This is a genomic window from Serratia sp. GW822-FHT06E05, from assembly GCF_058799445.1.
In genome coordinates this window covers 149314-170682 of the sequence record NZ_JBXALM010000012.1, presented here as the reverse complement: position 1 = coordinate 170682, position 21369 = coordinate 149314, and the positions used below count along the sequence as shown (strand labels likewise).

The window sequence follows — 21369 nt, the reverse complement described above, 5'->3', positions numbered from 1 at the left end:
CGGTTGAGGCGAGACTAACAGGGAGGTTTGTCGTAGCCGACCCGCCCGACAACGCGGGTGCAGCGAGGGTATCCGCGTAGCGGACAGAGGGTGTTAAGCGAGGGCGCGGGTGGAGGGGCCGCGCCTACGGCCCCTCCCATTGCCGTTCATTGCGGTGGCAGAGAAATGCGGGATATTGACGGCAACTCCGCCTGCACTGAGCCTTCAGGGACCGAATAAAAAATGCCCGTCAGGCTTAAGTGAACAGCATTGCAGAATATCGGCCCTTCCTGCCTTAACCCAGCCGCCGCCACAGGGTCACGGACTCTTCACCCAGCTGCAGCGTCATCGCATTCTGCGTTTCTTCCATTTCGCCCTTTCCTTCCAGCCGCTGCCATTGGCCTGCGGCCAGCAACGGCGTGTACGGCAACGTCACTGCACCGCTGCCAGCACGCTGCAATGCCACTAACACCTGTTCTTGTTGATAGAGACGCACAAATACCAAGGTCTCTCCGACCGCGTGCAGCACCTGACAGCCACCGCGACGCAGCGCCAGGCTCTGTTTGCGTAGCGCCGCCATTCGCTGGAACAAAGCCAGCAGGGGCCGATCCCAGTGGCTCTCATCCCACGGGAAGGGTTTACGACAGAACGGATCGTTGGCACCATCCAGGCCAATTTCATCGCCATAATATAAACAGGGCACACCGATCCAACTCATCAGCCACACTGCCGCCATCTGCATCCGCGCCCGGTTGCCCTGCAGTAGCGTCAGAAAGCGCGCGGTATCGTGGCTATCGAGTTGATTGAACTGAATCAACTGGCGGCCATGCGGCAAGCCCGCCCGGTAGCCGTCCATCCATTGTGCACACTCCGCCGCCGACATCCGCACCGGGTGATGCGCGACGTCCAATCCGGCGAGGAACCCCCTCACCGGCAGGGCAAAGCCCATGTAGTTCATTGCCGCATCTTCAACGCCGGCATGCAGCCAGCGCCGCGCATCGCCAAAATGCTCGCCCAGTACATAGGCCTGCGGATTTTCCTGCTTAACCGCGTGATAAATGCCTGCCAGATGCCGCAGGTTGCCGGTGGCCCCGCCGTTTTCACCCAGCATATGCACCACGTCCAGCCGCCAGCCGTCAATGCTGTAGGGCGGGCGTAACCAATGGCGCACTACGCTGCCCTCACCGCGATAAATTGCCTCCGCCACCTGGGGTTCGGCAAAGTTGAGCTTCGGCAGGCTGGCGTTGCCCTTCCAGTCAAGCGCACGGCCATCCGGGTAGAAATTAAACCAGCCACGATAGGGAGAATCCGGGTGGTGGCAAGCGCCGCTGTCGCCTTGCTGGTGACGATCAAACCACGGGTGGGAATCGCCGGTATGGTTAAACACTCCGTCGAGTACCAGTTTCATCCCCACCTTGTGAGTGCTCACTCGCAAACGTTGCAAGGCGACGTTGCCGCCCAAATAGGGATCGACCTGATAATAGTCTTCGGTATCGTATTTATGCACGCTGGGTGCGGTAAAGATCGGGTTCAGATAGAGCGCCGTCACGCCCAACTGCTGCAAGTAAGGCAATTTTTGGCTGATGCCGTCCAGGTCGCCGCCATAGAAGGTGGACGCGGCGTGTCGGTCCTCCAGCGGCTGCTGCCAGTCACAGCGAACGACATCGCAGCCGGCGGCATGGTGACGATAGCTGCCGCTCTGAATGCCGTGTTCGCCGCCGCTGCTGGCAAAGCGATCGGGAAAGATTTGATAGAAAATCTGGTCGGCCACCCATTGCGGGCTGCTGTCGGGCACGTCGACGGCAAATTGCGCCAATTGTCCCGGTGGCGTCAGAGACTCTCCCTGTGGACCGAACCATTGCTGGTGGTCGGCCCAGACCAGTTTGAAGCAGTAACGGCGGGTTGCCTCGCCTTCATTCAGGGTCAGGCTGGCCTGATATCGCTGCAACCCGCCAACCTGCTGCCCTTTCATGATCAGCAGCCATTCTTCATTGTCCGGCTCGGCGCGTAAAAAAACCTGTTCAGGCAGTTCATTGCCCTGTAACCACAGCGTGATATCCAGGCGTTGTCCCTTCCTCACCACAAAAGGCGGGACCGGTTGATGCCAGGCGTTAAGCATGACTTTCCTCCAGCTGTACAAAACGAAATCGACGACGTTATTCAATGCCACGAACAATGCCACGTTGAGTGTCAGTCCCCCTCCTCTCTGGCCGGTAAACTCGGGGAGGAGCCGGGGGGTGGAGATAAGCAGTCAGCGCTAACCCTATGTAAAAAAGGGTAAACAGCCGCACATTATGACCCGTAACCATTAGGCTAACGTCTTTTGAGTGTATTGGATATTTTTTGCGCATTTTTTAAAGGAGCGGCAATGCAACAACAGATAACCCTGTGGCTGGAAAAATTCGGACTGGAATTTAGCGGAGTCATGTCCCTGCTGATGGTGCTGGGACTGATCGTCCTGATTTCGGTAGTGATCCACCTGGTGTTGCACCGCGTGGTGTTGGCAGCAATCCAACGCCGTGGCCAACGGTCGCAGCGTGTCTGGCAGCAGGCGATCACCCAGTACAAGCTGTTCCAGCGCATGGCGCTGTTGCTGCAAGGGGTGATCATTAATCTGCAGGCGGTGCTGTGGCTGCACGCCGGCAGTGAGACCCAGGCGATTATTGTCACCGCCGCTCAGGTGTGGATCATGGGCTTCGCCCTGCTGTCGCTGTTTTCCTTACTGGACACGCTGCTGGCAATGCTGCGCCAAAGCCCGATCTCCAATCAGTTGCCGCTGCGCGGTATTTTCCAGGGCCTGAAGCTGGTCGCGGCGATCCTGATCGGCATCATGATCGTTTCACTGCTGATGGGAAAATCACCCTTGCTGCTGCTCAGCGGCCTGGGGGCGATGACTGCGGTGCTGATGCTGGTCTTTAAGGACCCGATCCTCGGCCTGGTGGCCGGCATCCAGCTTTCCGCTAACGACATGCTGAGCATCGGCGACTGGCTGGAAATGCCGAAATACGGCGCCGATGGCGCGGTGACCGACATTGGCCTGACCACGGTGAAAGTGCGCAACTGGGACAATACCGTGACCACCATCCCGACTTACGCGCTGATCTCCGACTCCTTCAAAAACTGGCGCTCCATGTCGGAATCCGGTGGCCGTCGCATCAAGCGCAGTATCAATATCGACACCACCAGTGTGCATTTCCTGTCGGAGGAAGAACAACAGCGCCTGAACCGTAACCCGCTGCTGCAACGCTATCTGAACGATAAAACGCAGGAGCTGAGCCAGCATAATCAGCAGACTGGCGTAGATCTCAGTTCACCGCTCAACGGCCGCCGCCTGACCAACCTTGGCACGCTGCGCGCTTACCTGGTGGCCTATCTGCGCGCTCACCCCGGCATTCACCAGAATATGACGCTGATGGTGCGTCAGTTGGCACCACTGCCAGAAGGTTTACCGCTGGAGATTTACGCCTTCACCAACACCACGGTTTGGGCTGAATACGAGAGCATTCAGTCGGATATCTTTGACCATATCCTGGCGGTGATTAACGAATTCGATTTGCGGGTGCATCAAACGCCGACCGGTAACGACATGCGCAGCATGCTAAACCCCCTGCGACAGGCGGCAGACATTTCCTGACGCAGGCTGACGTAACTGTTTCTGCTGGTAATTATTCTCCGCCAATTGCCAGCAGATATCTCCAGCCTCTTTTCTTGCCCACCTAAAGCGGTGTTAATACGCTCACCCAGCCACCGGAAAGAAGAGATGCCATTGCTGAAACAGGTAAAACATCGGCTGTTTACCCTGCTGGCCACGCTGTTGTTCATCGGCTGTCTGCACAGCGCTTCGCTGGATGAAAGCCGCATGAGCCGTACTCTGCAACCGTCGCTTAGCGCCCTGAGCAGCAACATGCAGGATATTCGCGAAGTGCTGGCACGCTGTGCCGGCGAGGGGAAAGAGGAAAGGCTGAGCGACAGCAGCCTGCGTATCGAAGCGCGCGCCTCCGGTGACGACGAACCTGAGGAAAAGCATTAAAAAAACACCGGCTCATGGCCGGTGTTTTCATCTTCAATCCTGTTGCTGCGCCAGCGTCGCCAGCTTCTTCTGGCGGTTGACCTTGAAGTAATACCCCGCCAGCAGCACCGCCACCCACACCAGCCCGGCGTACAGCGATACGCGAGTCGTTGGGAAGTAACCAATCAGACCGATGATAAACACCAGGAAGATGATCGCCACCACCGAGGTAAACACCCCGCCGCGCAGTGGGAACGCCAGGCCTTTCACCTGCTCTCTGCTCAGACTGCGACGGAAGGCAATCTGCGAGAACAGGATCATGATCCACACCCACACGGTGGCGAAGGTCGCCAGTGAAGCAATCACCAGGAACACGTTTTCCGGCATGATGTAGTTGAGATACACCGCCAGCAACAGCGCCAGCATCATCACCACCACTGTGACCCACGGGATCCCACGTTTGGACACCTTGCTGAACATCTTCGGCGCATGGCCCTGCTCCGCCATGCCGTGCAGCATGCGGCCAACGCCAAACACATCGCTGTTAATCGCCGACAGCGACGCGGTGATCACCACAAAGTTAAGGATGCCCGCCGCCACGGTAATGCCCATATGCTGGAAAGTCAGCACGAACGGACTGCCGTTGGTACCCACCTGATTCCACGGGTAGATTGACATAATGACAAACAGCGTACCGACGTAGAACACCAGAATACGCCACGGTACCGAGTTGATGGCCTTGGGAATGGAGGTTTTCGGGTCTTTGGCTTCACCGGCAGTGATACCGATAATCTCGATACCGCCGTAGGCGAACATCACCAACTGTAGCGACAGGATCATGCCGATAAAGCCGTTGCTGAAGAAGCCGCCGTTAGACCACAGGTTATGGATGCCGGTCGGCTGCCCACCGTTGCCAATCCCCCAGATGATGATACCGATACCGGCGGCAATCATGATGATGATGGTGGCAACTTTAAAGAAGGAGAACCAAAACTCCAGCTCGCCGAACACCTTCACGCTCATCAGGTTGATGGCGCCTATCACCAGCACCACGCTCAGCACCCAAATCCAGTGCGGCACCTCGGGGAACCACACGCCCATATAGATGCCGAAAGCGGTCACGTCGGCAATCGCGACGATCAGGATTTCAAAACAGTAGGTCCAACCGGTGATATATCCGGCCATCGGGCCCAGGTAGTCCTGTGCATAACGCGAGAACGAACTGGCCTGCGGGTTGTTGACCGACATCTCGCCCAGCGCACGCATGATGATAAAAGCGACGATGCCGCCGATCAGGTACGCCAGCAAAACGCTAGGGCCGGCCATTTTAATCGCGTCCGCCGAACCGTAGAACAGGCCGGTGCCGATAGCCGAACCCAAAGCCATAAAGCGAATGTGACGGGTGCTGAGACCGCGTTTTAGCTTATTGGGCGTGGGAGCGGTGGGTGACTGTTGTTGCATGAAAATAACCCGTGTTTTTTAAACGTAAAAAAGCCACGGACAAGTCCGTGGCCCAAAATTTAGCCGGGGGATTAGGAGTGCGCGGTCACTTCGGAACGCGTACAAACCCGGTCATAAATCGCGACCAGCACCAGCATCAACAGCGAAGGCGACAACCATGCCAGACCCTGTTCTGCCAGCGGCAGGTGATTGGTCCAATCCGGCAGCACTTGCTGGAAGGCGGACGCTTTCACCGCGTCAAGGATACCAAACAACAGGCTGACTAACATCACCGGCGCGATAATACGCGGCGCGCTGTTCCACCAACGCAGGGTGAAGCTCAGCACCACCAGCACGATACACGGCGGGTAAATCGCGGTCAGCACCGGAATGGAAATTTGGATCAGATGGCTCAGGCCCAGGTTGGACACCACCATCGAGAACAGCCCCAGAATAAACACCAGCGTCTTGTAGGAGAACGGCAGATATTGGGCAAAGAACTCGGCGCAAGCGCAGGTCAGGCCAACCGCAGTCACCATACAGGCGATGAAAATCAGCGCCGCCAGGAAGAAGCTGCCCAGCCCACCGAAGGTGTTTTGCACGTAAGCATGCAGGATCACCGCGCCGTTGGTCGCGTCGGGTACCAACACGCCGCTGCCGGAGCCCAGTTTAAACAGGCTCAGATAAACCAGCGTCAGGCCCACACCGGCAATCAGCCCGGCCAGGATGGTGTAACGCGTCAGCAAACCGGCATCTTTGACGCCGCGGGAACGCGCAGCATTAACGATGACGATGCCGAATACCAGCGCGCCCAGCGTATCCATGGTCAGATAGCCGTTGACGAAGCCGGAAGAGAAAGGAACGTTCTGATAAATGTCGGTCGCCGGGATAGGCGTACCTGCCGGCCAAACCAGCGCGGCGATGCCGAGCGCGCCCAGCGCAACAATTTTCAACGGTGCCAGCACGTGACCCACGGTATCGAGCAGGCGGCCCGGATACAGCGAGATGCCGATCACCAACGCGAAGTACACCAGGCTGTAAATAAACAGCGGCATGGCGCCATCACCGGTCAGCGGTGCAATGCCCACTTCAAAGGAGACGGTCGCGGTACGCGGCGTGGCGAACAGCGGGCCTACGGCCAGATAGCAGACGGTAGCCAGCAGCAGACCGGCGCGACGGCCAATCGGCGAGCTCAGGGCGTCAATGCCGCCACCGACGCGCGCCAGGGCGATCACGGTCATCACCGGCAGACCGACGGCGGTGATCAGAAAGCCGATAGCTGCGGTCCAGACGTGTTCACCGGACTGTAAACCGACCATCGGCGGGAAAATGATATTCCCGGCGCCGACGAATAAGGCAAAGGTCATAAAACCCAATGCGATAATATCTTTTGACGTTAAACGATGACTCATACGATGTCGTGTTGCCTGTTCAAATGAAAAAAAATGCCCGATATGGAGGTAGCGTTAAGCCCCATCCGGTTGCCGGCTTGCCATTTCATCGCGAGACCAATAAGAGCAGAAAACGCATAACGTCCGGCGTTTTGTCCTTATTCGAAAGTGACCACTCATGATGATGGGCAGAGTTTTAGGAGTTATAAATGGAGGTTTAGTCCGACAACGGAGGCTAAGTTAAACGTTTATAGCGTTGAAAGGCAAGTCGCATGACAAAAAGCAGAGCTATCGACCAGATTATCTTTCGACACCAGTCGATCATAGGGGCTATCAATAAATATACAATACATGATTTGTATCATTTTTGAGCAACGCATTCACAAAACGTGAAGAAGATGCCTCATGACCGCGCGAAACCGCCAATAAACCACCAGTTTCCGCGCGGTCTGAACCGATTTTTTGCCCTACCAAACCTGCTCGGCAATATTCACCACGCTTTGCAGTTTATTCCACTGCTGCTGCTCACTCAGGCTGTTGCCCTCTTCAGTCGAAGCGAAACCGCACTGGGTGCTGAGGCAAAGCTGTCGACGATCGACAAACTGCGCCGCCTCTTCAAGCCTTTGTTTCACCTGCTCAGGGTTTTCCAGTTCCCCGTTTTTGGTGGTAATCAGGCCCAGCACCACCTGCTGTTTGCCCGGCTTGATAAAACGCAGCGGCTCGAAACCACCGGAACGCTCATTATCGTATTCCAGGAAGAAAGCGTCGATATTCACCTGACCAAACAGGATCTCCGCCACAGGCTCATAACCGCCCTCGGAGATCCAGGTGGAGCGGAAATTACCGCGGCAAACGTGCAACCCGATGATCAGATCCTCCGGCTTGTCAGCGATCGCCGCATTCAGCACATCCGCGTATATGCGCGCCAGAAGATCCGGATCCTCTCCACGCTCGCGGATCTGTCGCCGTTGATCGTCAGAGCACAGGTAGGCCCACACGGTGTCATCCAGTTGCAGATAGCGGCAACCGGCATCATAAAACGCCTTGATCGCCTCGCGGTAGGTCTGCGCCAGATCGTCAAAATAGGCGTTCAGATCCGGGTAAACCTGGCTGTCGATGGCCTTACGCCCACCGCGAAAGTGCAGCACACTCGGGCTTGGAATGGTCATCTTCGGCACCGCATCACCGGCGATGGCCTTCAGAAAACGAAAGTCCTCCAGCATCGGATGCTGCGGGTTGAAGCCCAATTTGCCGACCACCTTGATACTGCGCGCCCGCGTCTGTACGCCGTTAAACTGGATCCCCTGCTCCGCGTCATAACCTTCCACGCCGTCCAGCCCTTCCAAAAAGTCGAAGTGCCACCACGCTCGACGAAACTCTCCATCCGTCACGACCGCCAAACCGAGATCTTTCTGTTTTGCCACCGCCAGACGGATCTGTTGGTCTTCAACTTCCCGTAACTGAAGGGCATCAATCTCGCCCTGCAGAAACTGTTGGCGAGCGGTTTTCAGCGCCGCAGGGCGTAACAGACTGCCGACAACGTCAGCGTGAAAGGCAGAATTGCAATCGCACATAATATGACTCCCGCTAGCCGGCAAAAGCTCGGGCCTTTGCCTCAGTGATTTACAGTGTGAACTATTACGCCGGGTTATTAAATAGACTTCCAGACGTCTAGATGACTTATAATCAGCATGCTGTCACGTCGACTGACGGGCGGCAACGGAAGAATTTTCACAGGGGATGAAAGAAATTCATGTTGGGCACCCAAGGTGCCCAGAGGCAGGCTTATTGCAGGCCCAGCGCCAGCCGGGTTTTCTGCAGAGTCTGTGGCGGCAGTGGCAGATAGCCGTCGTGATTGACCAGATTTTGCCCGGTGTCCGACAGCACGCGATCGAGAAATGCCGCCGTCAGCGGCTCCAGCGGCTGGTTGGGCGCTTTATTAATGTAAATATACAGATAGCGAGACAACGGATAGCTGCCGTTACGCACGTTGGCGTCATTTGGCGTCACATAGTTTTGGCCGGTCTCCGCTAACGGCAACAGCCGTACGCCGCTGGCGCGAAAACCGATACTGGCATACCCGATACTGTTCAGCGAACCGGCCACCGCCTGCACGACTGAAGCCGAGCCCGGCAGCTCATTGACGCGCGGCATAAAATCGCCGCCACACAGCGCACGCAGTTTGAAATAGCCGTAGGTGCCGGAGGCCGAATTACGTCCAAAACGTTGCAGCGCACGCTGTTGCCAATCACCCGTCAGCCCCAGTTCCCCCCACCTCGTCAAAGGCTGGCTCTCGCCACAGCGCAGAGTCGCGGAGAAAATTCGGTCGAGCTGCTGCAGATTAAGACCGCGCAGCGGATTGTCCTGATGCACCAGCACCACCAGCGCATCGACCGCGACCGGTACCGCCAACGGCGCATAACCGTAACGATGCTCGAATGCAGAGACTTCCGCGGCCTTCATCGGGCGACTCATCGGGCCAAGCTGCGCTGCACCAGCCGCCAATGCGGTTGGCGCCGTGGAGGAACCGGCGGCCTGGATTTGCAGATTAACGTTGGGATAATGCTGGCTGAAGTCCTGCGCCCACAGCGCCATCAGGTTCGCCAGCGTATCGGAGCCGACGCTAGACAGGTTGCCGGACAACATGCCATCCGGCTGTGCCAGCGCGCCTCGGCTTGCCAACAGCGCCAGGCAAAGCAACAGCCCTCGGGTGATTCGGATCATGCCAGCCTCTCGCGTTAATTTTTCACCGCATTCTCTGACAAAGCTGCGGGAACAATCAACCGGTTAGGCAAGGTAAAGATAAATCGGGTGCCGATGCCCTGCTCGCTAAGGATCTCCAGCCGCGCATCGTGGTGACTGAGCGCATGCTTGACGATCGCCAACCCCAGCCCACTGCCGCCGGTCTGGCGTGAACGGGCTTTGTCGACGCGGTAGAAGCGTTCGGTCAAACGGGGAATATGTTCGGCCGCGATACCCGGCCCATTATCACTGACCTGAAACTGCGCGCCGTTTGGCGTCTGCTGCCAGCTGACCTCAATATTGGTGCCTTTCGGCGTATGATTGACGGCGTTATACACCAGATTCGACACCGCACTGCGAAGTTGGTCATCGTTACCGAACACTTTCAACTGCTCATTCACCCGGAAGGTGATTTCGTGGTTGCCGCCGCTCAGCGATTGCGCCTCACGTTGTAACACCCGCAACATCAGGGGGATATCAACCCGCTCGTTCATTTCAACGTTAGGCGCCGCCTCGATGCGCGACAGCGTCAGCAGTTGCTTGACCAGTCCGTCCATGCGGCGAGTCTGCTCCTGCATGGTGCCCAACGCCTTACCGCGCAGCGAACCATCCAGCTCTTCGTCGCTCATCATTTCCAGGTAACCCTGCAATACCGTCAGCGGCGTGCGCAGCTCGTGGCTGACGTTAGCGAAGAAGTTGCGCCGAGCCCCTTCCAGTTGACGCATCTGGGTCACATCACGGGCTACCATCAATAATTGCCCTTCGGAGTAGGGCATCACACGAAACTCGACGTAATGCTCGTTATTCAGTTGCAGCGTCAAAGGGCGGGAGAACTCCTGCTGTTGCAGATAGTGACTGAACTCCGGATAACGCAACAGGTTGAGAATGTGCTGGCCATTGTCTTCCGGCCAGCGGAAACCCAGCAAATGCTGCGCCAGCCCGTTGCACCAAAAGATATTGCCTTCGACGGTAGTCATCACTACCGCATCGGGCAGCGATTCCGCTCCGCTACGGAAGCGTTTGATCAACAGCGCCAGCTCACGGCGCCGACGACGGTTCCGTTGCTGCATCTGATACAAGCCGTAAAACAGCGGTTCCCAGCTCCAGCGGCCAGGCGGCGGCGTCATGCTGCGGTCAACCCACAGCCAGTGGGAAAGTTTGAGTTGATTGTAGAAATTCCATACCAACGCCGCCAGCACGGAGGCCAGCAGCAGCCAGGGCAGATAACCGAAAATCAGCCCCAACAGTAAGGCAGGCAGGCAGAAAAGGGCCAGCTCCAGGGCCAGCCTCTTCCAGGATAGACGTTCTAACACGGCATATTCTCCAGCGCGGCGCGATCAGTAGCGCGTTGAGAATCGGTAGCCGGTGCCCCGAACGGTTTGAACCATTTTGTCATGACCACTGGTCTCTAACGCCTTACGGAGCCGACGGATGTGCACGTCAACGGTGCGGTCTTCCACATAAACGTTAGTGCCCCAGACGTGATTAAGCAACTGCTCACGGCTATAAACGCGTTCAGGATGGGTCATAAAGAAGTGCAACAGCTTGAACTCGGTCGGCCCCATATCCAGCGCTTGTTCGTTAGCCATCACGCGGTGTGAGGAAGGGTCCAGGCTCAGCCCTTGCATTTCAATCACTTCTTCCACCGCCATCGGTGAAATACGGCGCATTACCGCCTTGATGCGCGCCACCAGTTCCTTCGGTGAGAAGGGTTTGGTGATGTAATCATCCGCCCCGACTTCCAGGCCGCGCACCCGGTCTTCTTCTTCACCGCGCGCGGTCAACATCATCACCGGAATATCGCGGGTCAGCGCTTCACGTTTCATATGTTTAATAAACTGAATGCCGGATCCCCCGGGTAACATCCAGTCGAGCAACACTAAATCAGGGAACGGCTCAGACAGGCGCGTCACGGCGCTGTCATAATCCTCAGCTTCCAACGGTTGGTAACCATTCTGTTCCAACACAAAGCACACCATCTCACGGATCGGCGCTTCGTCTTCCACCACCAGTATGCGTCTTGCCATCGTCAATCCTGCCAATGTGTTAGCGATCACAGTTGATTGCGGGCGCCATTATGCGTCAGTTTTGTGACACTTTTATGAAAAAAGCGGGCTGTTATAGGCAGTAAGCATAGCGATTATTTCCAACGTCAAAGAAAAATCATTCAGTTGTCATAATGATTGCGTCACGACAGCCGCCGCAACGCCCTTTATAATCACCGCCATTACCCTATCGCCCCGGGAGTGTCATGCGCCTGATCCACACCTCTGACTGGCATCTTGGCCAGTACTTTTTCACCAAAAGCCGCGCCGCCGAGCATCAGGCATTTCTGCACTGGCTGATCGAACAGATTGAACAACACCAGGTGGATGCGCTGATTGTCGCCGGGGATCTGTTCGATACCGGCTCGCCGCCAAGCTACGCCCGCGAGCTGTATAACCGCTTCGTGGTGGAACTGCAGCGTACCGGCTGCCAGTTGGTGGTGTTGGGCGGCAATCACGACTCCGTGGCCACCTTAAATGAATCGCGTGAATTACTTTCCTGTCTGAATACCACCGTGATCGCCAATGCGCAGAGCGAAATCGAACAACAGGTGCTGGTGCTGAATCAACGCGACGGCCAACCGGGTGCGGTATTGTGCGCCATTCCTTTTCTGCGCCCGCGCGATCTGCTCACCAGCCGCGCCGGTGAGTCCGGGGTGCAAAAACAGCAGGCGCTGCAAGAGTCTATCGCCGACCACTATCACACCCTGTACCAGGCCGCCTGTGCGCGCCGTGATGCGCTGGGCTTGCCGCTGCCCATCGTCGCTACCGGCCATCTGACCACCGTCGGCGTCACCACGTCCGACTCGGTGCGCGACATCTATATTGGTACGCTGGACGCCTTCCCCGCACAGGCGTTCCCGCCGGCCGATTACATCGCGCTGGGGCATATTCATCGCGCGCAAAACGTCGCCAAATCTGAACATATTCGCTACAGCGGCTCCCCTATCCCGCTCAGTTTTGACGAGTTGGGCAAGGCCAAAAGCGTGTTTATGGTGGATTTCGCGGCGGGTGCCCTGCAACAGGTCAGCGCGTTGGAGATCCCAAGCTTCCAACCGATGCAGCTCATTAAGGGAGATTTGGCGCAGATCGAGCAGCAATTACGGCTGTTCGCCGATTATCAGGGTGAATTACCGGTATGGCTGGATATCGAAGTGGCGACCCAGGATTACCTTAGCGACATTCAGCGTCGCATTCAGCTGCTGGCCGATCAACTGCCGGTAGAGGTCGTGCTGCTGCGCCGCAGTAAGGAGCAGCGTCACCAGGCCATTGAACAACAAGACAAAGAAACGCTCAACGAACTAAGCGTCACCGAGGTCTTTGAGCGGCGGCTGGCGCAGGAACCCGAGATGGCCGAAGCGCGCAAACAGCGAATGAGTCAGATGTTCCAACAGGTGGTCGAAGCCGTACGGCACCAGGATCAGGAGCCGAACCAATGAAAATTCTCAGCCTGAGATTAAAAAACCTCAATTCGCTGCAGGGGGAATGGAAGATAGACTTCACCGCCGAGCCCTTCGCCAGCAACGGATTATTTGCCATCACCGGCCCCACCGGCGCGGGTAAAACCACCCTGCTGGACGCCATCTGTCTGGCACTGTACCACCAGACGCCGCGCCTGAATGTCACGCCAAGCCAAAATGAGCTGATGACCCGCCACACCGCCGAGTCGCTGGCGGAGGTCGAGTTTGAGGTTAAAGGTGTCGGTTACCGCGCGTTCTGGAGCCAGCGCCGTGCCAAAAACTCCCCGGACGGCAACCTGCAGGCGCCGAAGGTGGAACTGGCGCTGCGCGATGACGGCAAAATCCTGGCCGATAAAGTCCGCGACAAGCTGGATCTTACCGCCGCGATCACCGGGCTGGATTTCGGTCGTTTTACCAAATCGATGATGTTGTCTCAGGGGCAGTTCGCTGCCTTCCTGAATGCCGATGCCAATGATCGCGCCGAACTGCTGGAAGAGTTGACCGGCACCGAGATTTACGGCCAGCTTTCCGAGCGCGTTTTCGAGCAGCACAAACAGGCCAAAACCGATCTGGACGCGTTGCATCAGCGCGCCAGCGGCATTGAGTTGCTGAACGAAGAACAGCGCCAACAGCTGGAAAGCCAGCTCGTGGAGCTCAGTTCGCAGGAAAATGCCCTCAGCGAACAGACCCAGCGTCAGCAACGGGCGTTAAACTGGCTACAGCAATGGCAGCAGACGCAGCAGAAACAGCAGGAATACCAGCGTCAGTTGAGCGCCGTACAACAGGAGCAGGCTGAGGCAGAACCGCAACTTCAGCAGTTGGCGCGCAGCGAGCCGGCAGAGAAACTGCGCCCACTGCTCAACGAACGCAACCGCTACCGCAGCGATCAACAGGCGCTACAACAGCAGATTGCCCAGTTGACGCAGCAACAGGAGCAACAGCTTGCCCAGATGACCCCGTTGCAGCAGGCAGTGGAACAAGCACGTGCTCAACTGCAGGCGCATGTCGAACACCAGCAGATCCAACAACGTCTGATCGACGAGCAGATCGTCCCGCTCGACCACCAGATAACCCAGTTGCAAAAAACGCAGACAGAACTGCAACAGGCCTGCGATGCCGCCACGCAACAGTACGCTCAGCAACAAGCGGAGCTGGAACAACTTGAGGTTTTACGAGCCCGGCTCACCGCCCAAGCCGGACAGCAGCAGGAGCAGCTTAACGGCCTCACTGCCGCACTGGCAGCGCAGCAACAGCAGCAAAATGCGCTGGAAGCTCAAGCCCCCCTAACAGCGCTGCGCCAACGTCAGACCGAACTGGCCGAGCTGCGTCCGGTGCGCCAGCAATTATTTACCCTCTCCTCGCTGTTTGGCCAGGTCAGCGAACGTCTGGAACAACAACGCAAGGAGTTCACGGCCCGTCAGACCCAGCTCAGCGAGCTTGAAAAGCAGCTTGAAGAAACACGCCAGCAGTACAAACAGCAAAAAGCACATCAGACGGACGTAGAGAAAGCCCTTGAGCTGGAGCAACGCATCGTCAGCCTGGAGGCGGAACGCGCTCGCCTGCAAACTGGCGAACCTTGTCCACTGTGCGGCTCAGCCGAACATCCGGCCATCGAACAGTATCAGGCGGTAAAACCCTCTGAGACAGCACTGCGTCTGGCCGATATGCGCGTCAAAACCGAGGCTTTGTACACCCAGGGCACCGAGCTGCGCACCCGCTGCGAAAGCCTGAAAGAGCAACTGCAGCGCCAGCAACATCTTATCGGCCAAGATGAACAACAGCTGGCCGCTCATCGTCAGCAATGGCAAACCCTCAGCACGCCTCTGGCGTTTGATTTTGATCTGCAGGACACCGCTCGCCTTAGCCAGTGGTTAAGCGACTGCGACAATGAGGAGCGTCAGGCTCAGGCCGGTCTGCTGCAACACGAGCAGGCAGCCCAGGCGGTACAGCAGGCTAAAGACCGGTTGGCCGCACTGCAGACACAGCAGCAACAGGCGCAGCAAGAAAAGGCACTGCTGGACGAGCGTTTCAAACTGCTGGAAAAAAGCCACGCCGAGGCCCAATCGCAGCAGCAACGCCTGCAGCAACAGCGTCAAGAAGCAGAGCGAGCTCTGGGCGAACAACGTACGCAGCGGCTGGCGCTGTTTGGCGAACAGCAAATCGTGCAGGTGCGTGAACAGCTGCGTGCCCGGCAGACGGCCTGCGAAGAGGCTATACAACTGGCCGCAGAGCACTGGCAGAAGGCGCAGGAACAACGCGATCGTCTTGGCGGGCAACTCACCGGGTTGCAGCAACAGCTGTTGCACCTGGCCGAACGGCTGCAACAGGCGGAGCAAGATTGGCTGCAAGCGTTGTCCACCAGCGAATTCGACGACGAAGCGGCCTTCAACGCAGCGCTATTGAATGACGATCAGCGCCAACAATTGCAACGGCGCAAAGAGCAGCTGAAACAACGGCAGGTTGAAGCCAGCGCCCTGCTGACCCAGGCCGTAGCCAATCTGGAACAGCAACGCCAACAGCGTCCGGAAGGGCTGGATGAAAGCCAGGCCGATCCCCAAACCCTGGGCCAGGATCTGGCCGCGCTGGCGCAGCAGCTCAAAACTCTGCAGCTCCGACAGGGTGAAGTTCGCAACCAGTTGGAAAGTGATGCCGCGCGCCGTCTCAATCAGCAGTCGCTGTTTGAGCAAATCAGCCAAAGTCAGCAACAGTACGACGACTGGAGCTACCTCAATCAGCTCATCGGCTCCAAAGAGGGGGATAAATTCCGTAAGTTTGCCCAAGGACTGACGCTCGATCATCTGGTGTACCTGGCCAATAACCAGTTGGGCCGGTTACACGGCCGCTATCTGCTGCAGCGCAAAACCAGTGATGCACTGGAATTGCAGGTGGTGGACACCTGGCAGGCGGACGCACTGCGCGACACTCGAACCCTGTCCGGCGGTGAAAGCTTCCTGGTGAGCCTTGCGCTGGCGCTGGCGCTGTCCGATCTGGTCAGCCACAAGACCAGTATCGATTCGTTGTTCCTTGACGAGGGCTTCGGTACGCTGGATGCGGAAACTCTGGACACCGCGCTGGACGCACTGGACAGCCTGAACGCCTCCGGCAAAACCATCGGCGTGATCAGCCACGTTGAAGCCATGAAAGATCGTATTCCAGTGCAGATTAAGGTGAAAAAGGTGAACGGCCTGGGTATCAGCCGGCTGGAGCCGCAGTTCCGGCTGGAATAACGTGACCCTGAGCTCGGAAATGTGACCGTGGCGTCACTCCCCGGTCAAAAACATTGAGCCGCCGCTGACAAGGTTTATGATGCTATCGATAACAGGATTGTTACTGTAAATATACAGGCAAAACCTGACGCACGGGATCGCTCCTGGACGTCAGGTTTTTTCGTTTTCAGCATGCTGAAACATCCGGGAAAAACCATGAAGATCGCAAAAATACTTAATAATAACGTGGTGATTACGCTGGACGACCGTCAGGAAGAGACGGTGGTTATGGGAAAAGGTATCGGCTTTAAAAAGAAGGCTGGCGATCTGCTGGACGAAAACCTGATCGAGAAGGTCTTCACCCTTAACGGCAGCGAAATGGCTGAGCGCTTTAAAACGCTGCTGTCGGAGATCCCCCTGGCCTGCGTGACCACGGCCGACAAAATCATCACCCTCGCCCGCCAGCGCTTGCCGGGCAAGCTGCATAACATCGTTTATATCACGCTGACCGATCACATCCACTTTGCGCTGCAGCGCCATGCCCAGGGGCTGGACATCAAAAACGTGCTGCTGTGGGAAATCAAGAAGCTCTACCCGGCCGAATTTGCCGTCGGGCTGGAGGCACTGACGCTGATCGCCGAACGGCTGGGCACCACGCTGCCGGAGGACGAAGCCGGGTTTATTGCCCTGCACCTGGTCAACGCCCAGTTGAACGATGAAATGCACAACACCCTGCATATCACTCGCGTCATGCAGGAAATCCTGAATATCGTCAAATACCATTTCCGTTTTGACTACAACGAAGAAGCCCTGAGCTATCACCGCTTTATCACTCACCTGAAGTTCTTCGCCCAGCGTCTACTGGGTAAAAACTACGTCGACAGCGATGACGACTCACTCTATCTGGTGGTCAAAGAAAAGTACCCTGACTCCTTCGCCTGCGCAGGCAAGATCAATCAACACATCGAAAAAAACTATCAGCATCAACTCACGCGGGAAGAGATGATGTTTCTGACCATTCATATCGAACGGGTGCGCAGCGAAAGCGAGGCAAGATAGGTTTAGCGACGGGCGTCAAACACCCGAATGCCGTACGGCGGAAACCAACGTCAACCCTTCGGCCTGTGCCTGGGCGAGCAGCATGCGATCGAAATCTCCCAAATGCTGGCCGCGCTGACAAACACCAGATTAGCGGGGTCGGCGATTTGCTTTCTGGCCTTTTCCCCAGGCAGGCATCGTCTGTCAGCCACCACAGCAGCGCATGGGTATCCAGCAGCAGACGCCTCATTCATCAGCTAAGTTAGCTAAAGCATAGAGCGCGTCTGGTTTTTATACGGTGAATGGATTAAAGCGCGAGCAGGCCCGCGCTTTTTTGCAACAGTTACACTTGCGGCCACAGCCAGGCTGCACCGCGTACGCCGCTGGAGTCACCGTGAACGGCTTTACGGATCGGGGTTTCACACTCGCCACCGAAAACCCAGGATTTCACCAACTGCGGCACACGCTGATAAAGACGGTCCACATTGCTCATACCGCCGCCCAACACCACCACGTCCGGATCAAAAATATTGATCACGTGCGCCAGCGATTTGGCCAACCGCAGCTCATAGCGGCTAATGGCTTGCTCCGCCAGGGTATCTCCCTGCGCCACCAGCGCCATGATCTCATGCCCCTTTAGCGGATTACCGCTCAGGCGCGCATAATCGGTGGCAAAGCCGGTGCCGGAGATAAAGGTCTCGATACAGCCCTGCTTGCCGCAGTAGCAGGGAACCTCTGCACGAAAACGCAGTTCGTCATCGTCCAGCCACGGCAGCGGGTTATGCCCCCATTCGCCAGAGATGCCGTTACCGCCCGAATGCGCCTGGCCGTTGATCGCCACCCCTGCGCCGCAGCCGGTGCCAATAATCACCGCAAACACCGTTTGTTTGCCGGCGGCTGCGCCGTCGGTAGCTTCCGAAACCGCCAGGCAGTTGGCGTCGTTGGCGATACGGACTTCACGCGCCAGCATCGCCGACAGGTCTTTGTCCAGAGGTTGGCCGTTGAGCCACACCGAGTTGGCGTTTTTAACCAAGCCGGTATAAGGCGACAGCGTACCGGGAATGCCCACCCCGACCGATCCCTGCTGCCCAGTATTTTCTTCCGCCAGTTTCACCAGACCGGTGATGGCCTCCAGCGTTTGCTGATAGTCATGGCGCGGCGTGGCAATACGATGGCGGAACAGTTCCCGTCCGTCGTTGGCCAACGCGATCACTTCAATTTTGGTGCCACCCAGGTCGATACCAATGCGCACGATTTTTCTCCTCAATGCACAACAACGTTGCTACAGCCTAATGTAACCGGCTTTCGGGATCACCCCATTAACGCCGAGTGTGACGGCGATGGCAATTTCCGCATCAGAACCGCACCGGCTGCCGCTTATTAATTAGCCATCGGGTACACTGGATTTTATCAGTTAACCTATTGATAACATTTTTACGCATCATAAAATTCGGAGAGCAGCGATGAAACCTGCCATATTGATCGTCGACGACGATCCCGCTATCTGTGATCTGCTTTGTGACGTGCTCAATGAGCACGTGTTTACCGTACATGCCTGCCACCGGGGCAGCGAGGCGCTGACGCTACTCAGCCAGCAGCCGGATATTGCGCTGGTGCTGCTGGATCTGATCCTGCCGGACACCAACGGCCTGCTGGTTTTGCAGCAGATCCACCGCCTGCGTCCGGATCTGCCGGTGGTGATGCTGACTGGTCTCGGCGCCGAGTCCGACGTGGTGGTCGGCCTGGAAATGGGCGCCGACGATTACATCGCCAAACCCTTTAATCCACGCGTGGTGGTCGCTCGCGCCAAGGCGGTTTTGCGCCGTACCGGTGCGCTGGCGTTGGAACCTGCCGCTGTCGGCCAGACCAGAGCGGAGGGCTGGCAGTTCAACGGCTGGTGTCTGGACACCAACCGCTGCACGCTGCACAACCCTCAGCGCCAGGCTGTCGATCTGACTCAGGGCGAATACGGCTTGTTGCTGGCGCTGGTACAACATGCGCGTAAAGTACTGACCCGCGATCGCCTGCTGGAGCTGACCCACGGCGAAACGCTGGAGGTCTTCGATCGCACTATCGACGTGCTGATCATGCGGCTGCGCCGCAAGATCGAAATCAATCCGCACCAGCCCGAACTGATCCGCACCATTCGCGGGCTGGGTTACGTCTTTGCCGCCGACGTCAGCCAGCCGGTGGCTGCCGCCTGATAAAATCCTGCAGTTCCGGCAGCGGCCGAGCACCGTCGATAGCATTGGCGCACAGCAGGTTGAAACGCGCACAGGCATGCGCCAACTGCAGAGTCTCCACCAAAGGCCAGTCTTCATGGCTGGCGTACAGCACGCCGGCGCAGAACGCATCACCGGCGCCGACGCTGCCGACGATTTCAGCTTGCCTCACCCGCCATGAGGGTTGCCAACGCGCTTCGCCACCGCTCTCCAGCCCGTAAGCCCCTTCCGGGCAATGGATCACCACCCGCCGCCGCACACCGGCCTGCAATAATTGTTCTGCGGCCTGCGCCATCAGTGACTGCTGTAACGAGCCATTAGCCGTACGCAGCGCCAGTCCGGTAAACTCACCGGCCTCCAGCTCGTTGATCACCAGATAGTCCAGCCAGCGCAGCGCTGGCAACACCAAAGGCCGATAGCGAGGATCGCCCTGGCGCGACACCAGATCCAACGAAGTCTGGTAACCACGCTGCTGCATTTGCGCCAGCAGGCGTGCGCTACAGGTGCCGAATTCCTCGTCCGGACAATCCAGGCTGTCGAGCAGCAGCAGATAGCCCAGGTGGAAAATTTTATGATTGCTGTGCAGCGCGTCAAAATCGCCGAGGTCCAACAACCGATTCGCGCCCGGCGCATGGAAAAAGGTCCGCTGTCCACCCGGCTCGGTCATCACCTGCGACATCGAGGTCATCGCCGTTTCGCTGCGACGCACCCGGCCGCTGTCGACTTGGTACTGCGCCAGCATTTGCAAAATATAGTCACCATCGGCATCGCAGCCGATCAGCCCCAGCGCCGCCAGCGGCAACCCGGTTTCCATGCGCGCCAGCGTCAGCAATACATTAAGCGGCGCACCGCCGGTGGCACGCTGGCTATGTTCAATCTCCACCAGCCAGCCCGGCTGAGGCCAATGCGCAATTTGATGGACATGATCCACCAGCATGTTACCGGCAGAAACAATGCCACACCGGCTCATCACAACCGCCCGGCGCTGCCGAAAATATGCATCTGCTGCTGCACCACTTCGCTGATCGACCGCTCCACCGCCAACAGCACTTCGGCAAACTCATCATAAATCGCGTGACGCTGCGTCATCCGCTGTTCAATCGCCCCCAGCGCCGCTTGTGACATGCCGGTATAAAAGTTGATTTTGTGAATGCCCAGGCCGATGGCCCGCTTGAAGTCTGCATCGCTGATGCCGGAACCGCCGTGCAGCACCAAAGGAATGCCTGCCTGCTGCTGGATAGCCGCCAGACGTTCGAAATCGAGCTTAGGTTCGCCCTTGTATTTACCGTGCGCGTTGCCGATCGCCACCGCCAGTGCATCGATGTCGGTCAATTCGACAAACTCGCGCGCCCGCTGCGGGTCGGTAAATTTATTGCTGTCGGCCTCGCCATACAGAGCACCGCCTTCGTCACCGCCGACGGCACCCAGTTCGGCCTCCACCGAGACGCCCACCGCATGGCACATGCGCACCACTTCCTGCGTTTGGCGCACATTTTCTTCATAACTCAGGCCGGAACCGTCGAACATCACCGAGCTGAATCCGAGACGCAATGCCTGCACCACCGCCTCAAAATGCAGACCGTGATCGAGGTTCAACACCACCGGAATGTCGTGCTGCGCCGCCTCACTTTTGATCGCCGCGACCAAAGACTCCAGCGATACGTACTTAAAGTGGACTTCGGCAATATTGATGATAAAGGGCGATCGCACGGCCTGCGCCGCGGCAAACAACGCGCGCAGAAAATGGCTGTCGAGCACGTTGAACGCACCCAGCGCATAGCCGTGTTGACGCGCGTGCGCTAACCCCTGTGCCAGTGAAATCAATGCCATGGTGCAT

The 21369-nt window shown here is 57.5% G+C and carries 16 protein-coding genes; 6 read left to right on the top strand and 10 right to left on the bottom strand.

Annotated elements, in window-relative coordinates:
• Positions 1-274 precede the first annotated feature (274 nt).
• Positions 275-2098, bottom strand: coding sequence for a maltodextrin glucosidase (gene malZ / locus AC1RKC_RS22535; protein WP_149573582.1), 1824 nt, complete (start codon positions 2096-2098; stop codon positions 275-277).
• Positions 2099-2347: 249 nt separating this feature from the next.
• Here malZ and AC1RKC_RS22530 point away from each other — a divergent pair, with 249 nt between their 5' ends.
• The gene (locus AC1RKC_RS22530; RefSeq protein WP_046374368.1) at positions 2348-3613 is read left to right on the top strand and encodes a mechanosensitive ion channel family protein; all 1266 of its coding nucleotides are present in this window, start codon (positions 2348-2350) and stop codon (positions 3611-3613) included.
• 132 nt (positions 3614-3745) lie between these two features.
• The gene (locus AC1RKC_RS22525; RefSeq protein ID WP_048759760.1) at positions 3746-4009 is read left to right on the top strand and encodes a hypothetical protein; all 264 of its coding nucleotides are present in this window, start codon (positions 3746-3748) and stop codon (positions 4007-4009) included.
• Between the two features lie 33 nt (positions 4010-4042).
• Here the strand turns inward: AC1RKC_RS22525 and proY are convergent, their stop codons facing one another.
• The 6 genes from proY to phoB form a co-directional block, all read right to left on the bottom strand.
• Positions 4043-5449 (bottom strand): proline-specific permease ProY, encoded by a 1407-nt coding sequence (gene proY / locus AC1RKC_RS22520; RefSeq protein ID WP_261286687.1) that lies wholly within the window; start codon positions 5447-5449, stop codon positions 4043-4045.
• Between the two features lie 71 nt (positions 5450-5520).
• A complete protein-coding gene (gene brnQ / locus AC1RKC_RS22515; RefSeq protein ID WP_020825453.1) occupies positions 5521-6840 on the bottom strand; it encodes a branched-chain amino acid transport system II carrier protein in 1320 nt (439 codons plus the stop codon).
• Positions 6841-7286: 446 nt separating this feature from the next.
• Positions 7287-8393 (bottom strand): cobalamin-independent methionine synthase II family protein, encoded by a 1107-nt coding sequence (locus AC1RKC_RS22510; protein WP_116691187.1) that lies wholly within the window; start codon positions 8391-8393, stop codon positions 7287-7289.
• A gap of 211 nt (positions 8394-8604) precedes the next feature.
• Entirely contained in the window at positions 8605-9543 is a 939-nt protein-coding gene (locus tag AC1RKC_RS22505; protein ID WP_046374370.1) for a PstS family phosphate ABC transporter substrate-binding protein, read from the bottom strand.
• 14 nt (positions 9544-9557) lie between these two features.
• Positions 9558-10874 carry a phosphate regulon sensor histidine kinase PhoR gene (phoR, locus tag AC1RKC_RS22500; RefSeq protein ID WP_046374371.1) on the bottom strand — a complete coding sequence of 439 codons (1317 nt, stop codon included), beginning with the start codon at positions 10872-10874 and terminating at the stop codon, positions 9558-9560.
• A gap of 24 nt (positions 10875-10898) precedes the next feature.
• Complete coding sequence (gene phoB, locus AC1RKC_RS22495; RefSeq protein WP_020825449.1) at positions 10899-11588, bottom strand: phosphate response regulator transcription factor PhoB; 690 nt, start codon at positions 11586-11588, stop codon at positions 10899-10901.
• Positions 11589-11812: 224 nt separating this feature from the next.
• On the opposite strand from phoB, the gene sbcD reads away from it, so the two are divergent.
• The 3 genes from sbcD (at position 11813) to licT (ending at position 17331) form a co-directional block, all read left to right on the top strand.
• Entirely contained in the window at positions 11813-13045 is a 1233-nt protein-coding gene (sbcD, locus tag AC1RKC_RS22490; RefSeq protein ID WP_261278849.1) for an exonuclease subunit SbcD, read from the top strand.
• A complete protein-coding gene (sbcC, locus tag AC1RKC_RS22485; RefSeq protein ID WP_261287326.1) occupies positions 13042-16293 on the top strand; it encodes an exonuclease subunit SbcC in 3252 nt (1083 codons plus the stop codon). Before sbcD ends, sbcC begins: the two co-directional genes overlap by 4 nt.
• 195 nt (positions 16294-16488) lie before the next feature.
• Positions 16489-17331 (top strand): BglG family transcription antiterminator LicT, encoded by an 843-nt coding sequence (licT, locus tag AC1RKC_RS22480; protein WP_041415225.1) that lies wholly within the window; start codon positions 16489-16491, stop codon positions 17329-17331.
• Positions 17332-17653: 322 nt separating this feature from the next.
• Here the strand turns inward: licT and mak are convergent, their stop codons facing one another.
• Complete coding sequence (gene mak, locus AC1RKC_RS22475) at positions 17654-18562, bottom strand: fructokinase (RefSeq protein WP_048759636.1); 909 nt, start codon at positions 18560-18562, stop codon at positions 17654-17656.
• 211 nt (positions 18563-18773) lie between these two features.
• Between mak and AC1RKC_RS22470 the strand changes: the two genes are divergently transcribed.
• Positions 18774-19514 carry a response regulator gene (locus AC1RKC_RS22470; protein ID WP_046374374.1) on the top strand — a complete coding sequence of 247 codons (741 nt, stop codon included), beginning with the start codon at positions 18774-18776 and terminating at the stop codon, positions 19512-19514.
• Here the strand turns inward: AC1RKC_RS22470 and AC1RKC_RS22465 are convergent.
• Entirely contained in the window at positions 19489-20502 is a 1014-nt protein-coding gene (locus AC1RKC_RS22465; protein WP_261287327.1) for a carbohydrate kinase family protein, read from the bottom strand. The genes AC1RKC_RS22470 and AC1RKC_RS22465 overlap by 26 nt on opposite strands.
• Positions 20502-21362, bottom strand: coding sequence for a ketose 1,6-bisphosphate aldolase (locus tag AC1RKC_RS22460; RefSeq protein ID WP_261278846.1), 861 nt, complete (start codon positions 21360-21362; stop codon positions 20502-20504). Before AC1RKC_RS22460 ends, AC1RKC_RS22465 begins: the two co-directional genes overlap by 1 nt.
• Positions 21363-21369 lie beyond the last annotated feature (7 nt).

What these genes read in the sequence shown, in the direction of transcription:
- AC1RKC_RS22510 (WP_116691187.1), bottom strand. Translation starts at nt 8,393, where the DNA reads ATGTGCGATTGCAATTCTGCCTTTCACGCTGACGTTGTCGGCAGTCTG.
- AC1RKC_RS22470 (WP_046374374.1), top strand. Translation starts at nt 18,774, where the DNA reads ATGAAACCTGCCATATTGATCGTCGACGACGATCCCGCTATCTGTGAT.
- phoB (WP_020825449.1), bottom strand. Translation starts at nt 11,588, where the DNA reads ATGGCAAGACGCATACTGGTGGTGGAAGACGAAGCGCCGATCCGTGAG.
- malZ (WP_149573582.1), bottom strand. Translation starts at nt 2,098, where the DNA reads ATGCTTAACGCCTGGCATCAACCGGTCCCGCCTTTTGTGGTGAGGAAG.
- AC1RKC_RS22465 (WP_261287327.1), bottom strand. Translation starts at nt 20,502, where the DNA reads ATGAGCCGGTGTGGCATTGTTTCTGCCGGTAACATGCTGGTGGATCAT.
- AC1RKC_RS22530 (WP_046374368.1), top strand. Translation starts at nt 2,348, where the DNA reads ATGCAACAACAGATAACCCTGTGGCTGGAAAAATTCGGACTGGAATTT.
- sbcD (WP_261278849.1), top strand. Translation starts at nt 11,813, where the DNA reads ATGCGCCTGATCCACACCTCTGACTGGCATCTTGGCCAGTACTTTTTC.
- AC1RKC_RS22505 (WP_046374370.1), bottom strand. Translation starts at nt 9,543, where the DNA reads ATGATCCGAATCACCCGAGGGCTGTTGCTTTGCCTGGCGCTGTTGGCA.
- brnQ (WP_020825453.1), bottom strand. Translation starts at nt 6,840, where the DNA reads ATGAGTCATCGTTTAACGTCAAAAGATATTATCGCATTGGGTTTTATG.
- sbcC (WP_261287326.1), top strand. Translation starts at nt 13,042, where the DNA reads ATGAAAATTCTCAGCCTGAGATTAAAAAACCTCAATTCGCTGCAGGGG.
- AC1RKC_RS22460 (WP_261278846.1), bottom strand. Translation starts at nt 21,362, where the DNA reads ATGGCATTGATTTCACTGGCACAGGGGTTAGCGCACGCGCGTCAACAC.
- proY (WP_261286687.1), bottom strand. Translation starts at nt 5,449, where the DNA reads ATGCAACAACAGTCACCCACCGCTCCCACGCCCAATAAGCTAAAACGC.
- licT (WP_041415225.1), top strand. Translation starts at nt 16,489, where the DNA reads ATGAAGATCGCAAAAATACTTAATAATAACGTGGTGATTACGCTGGAC.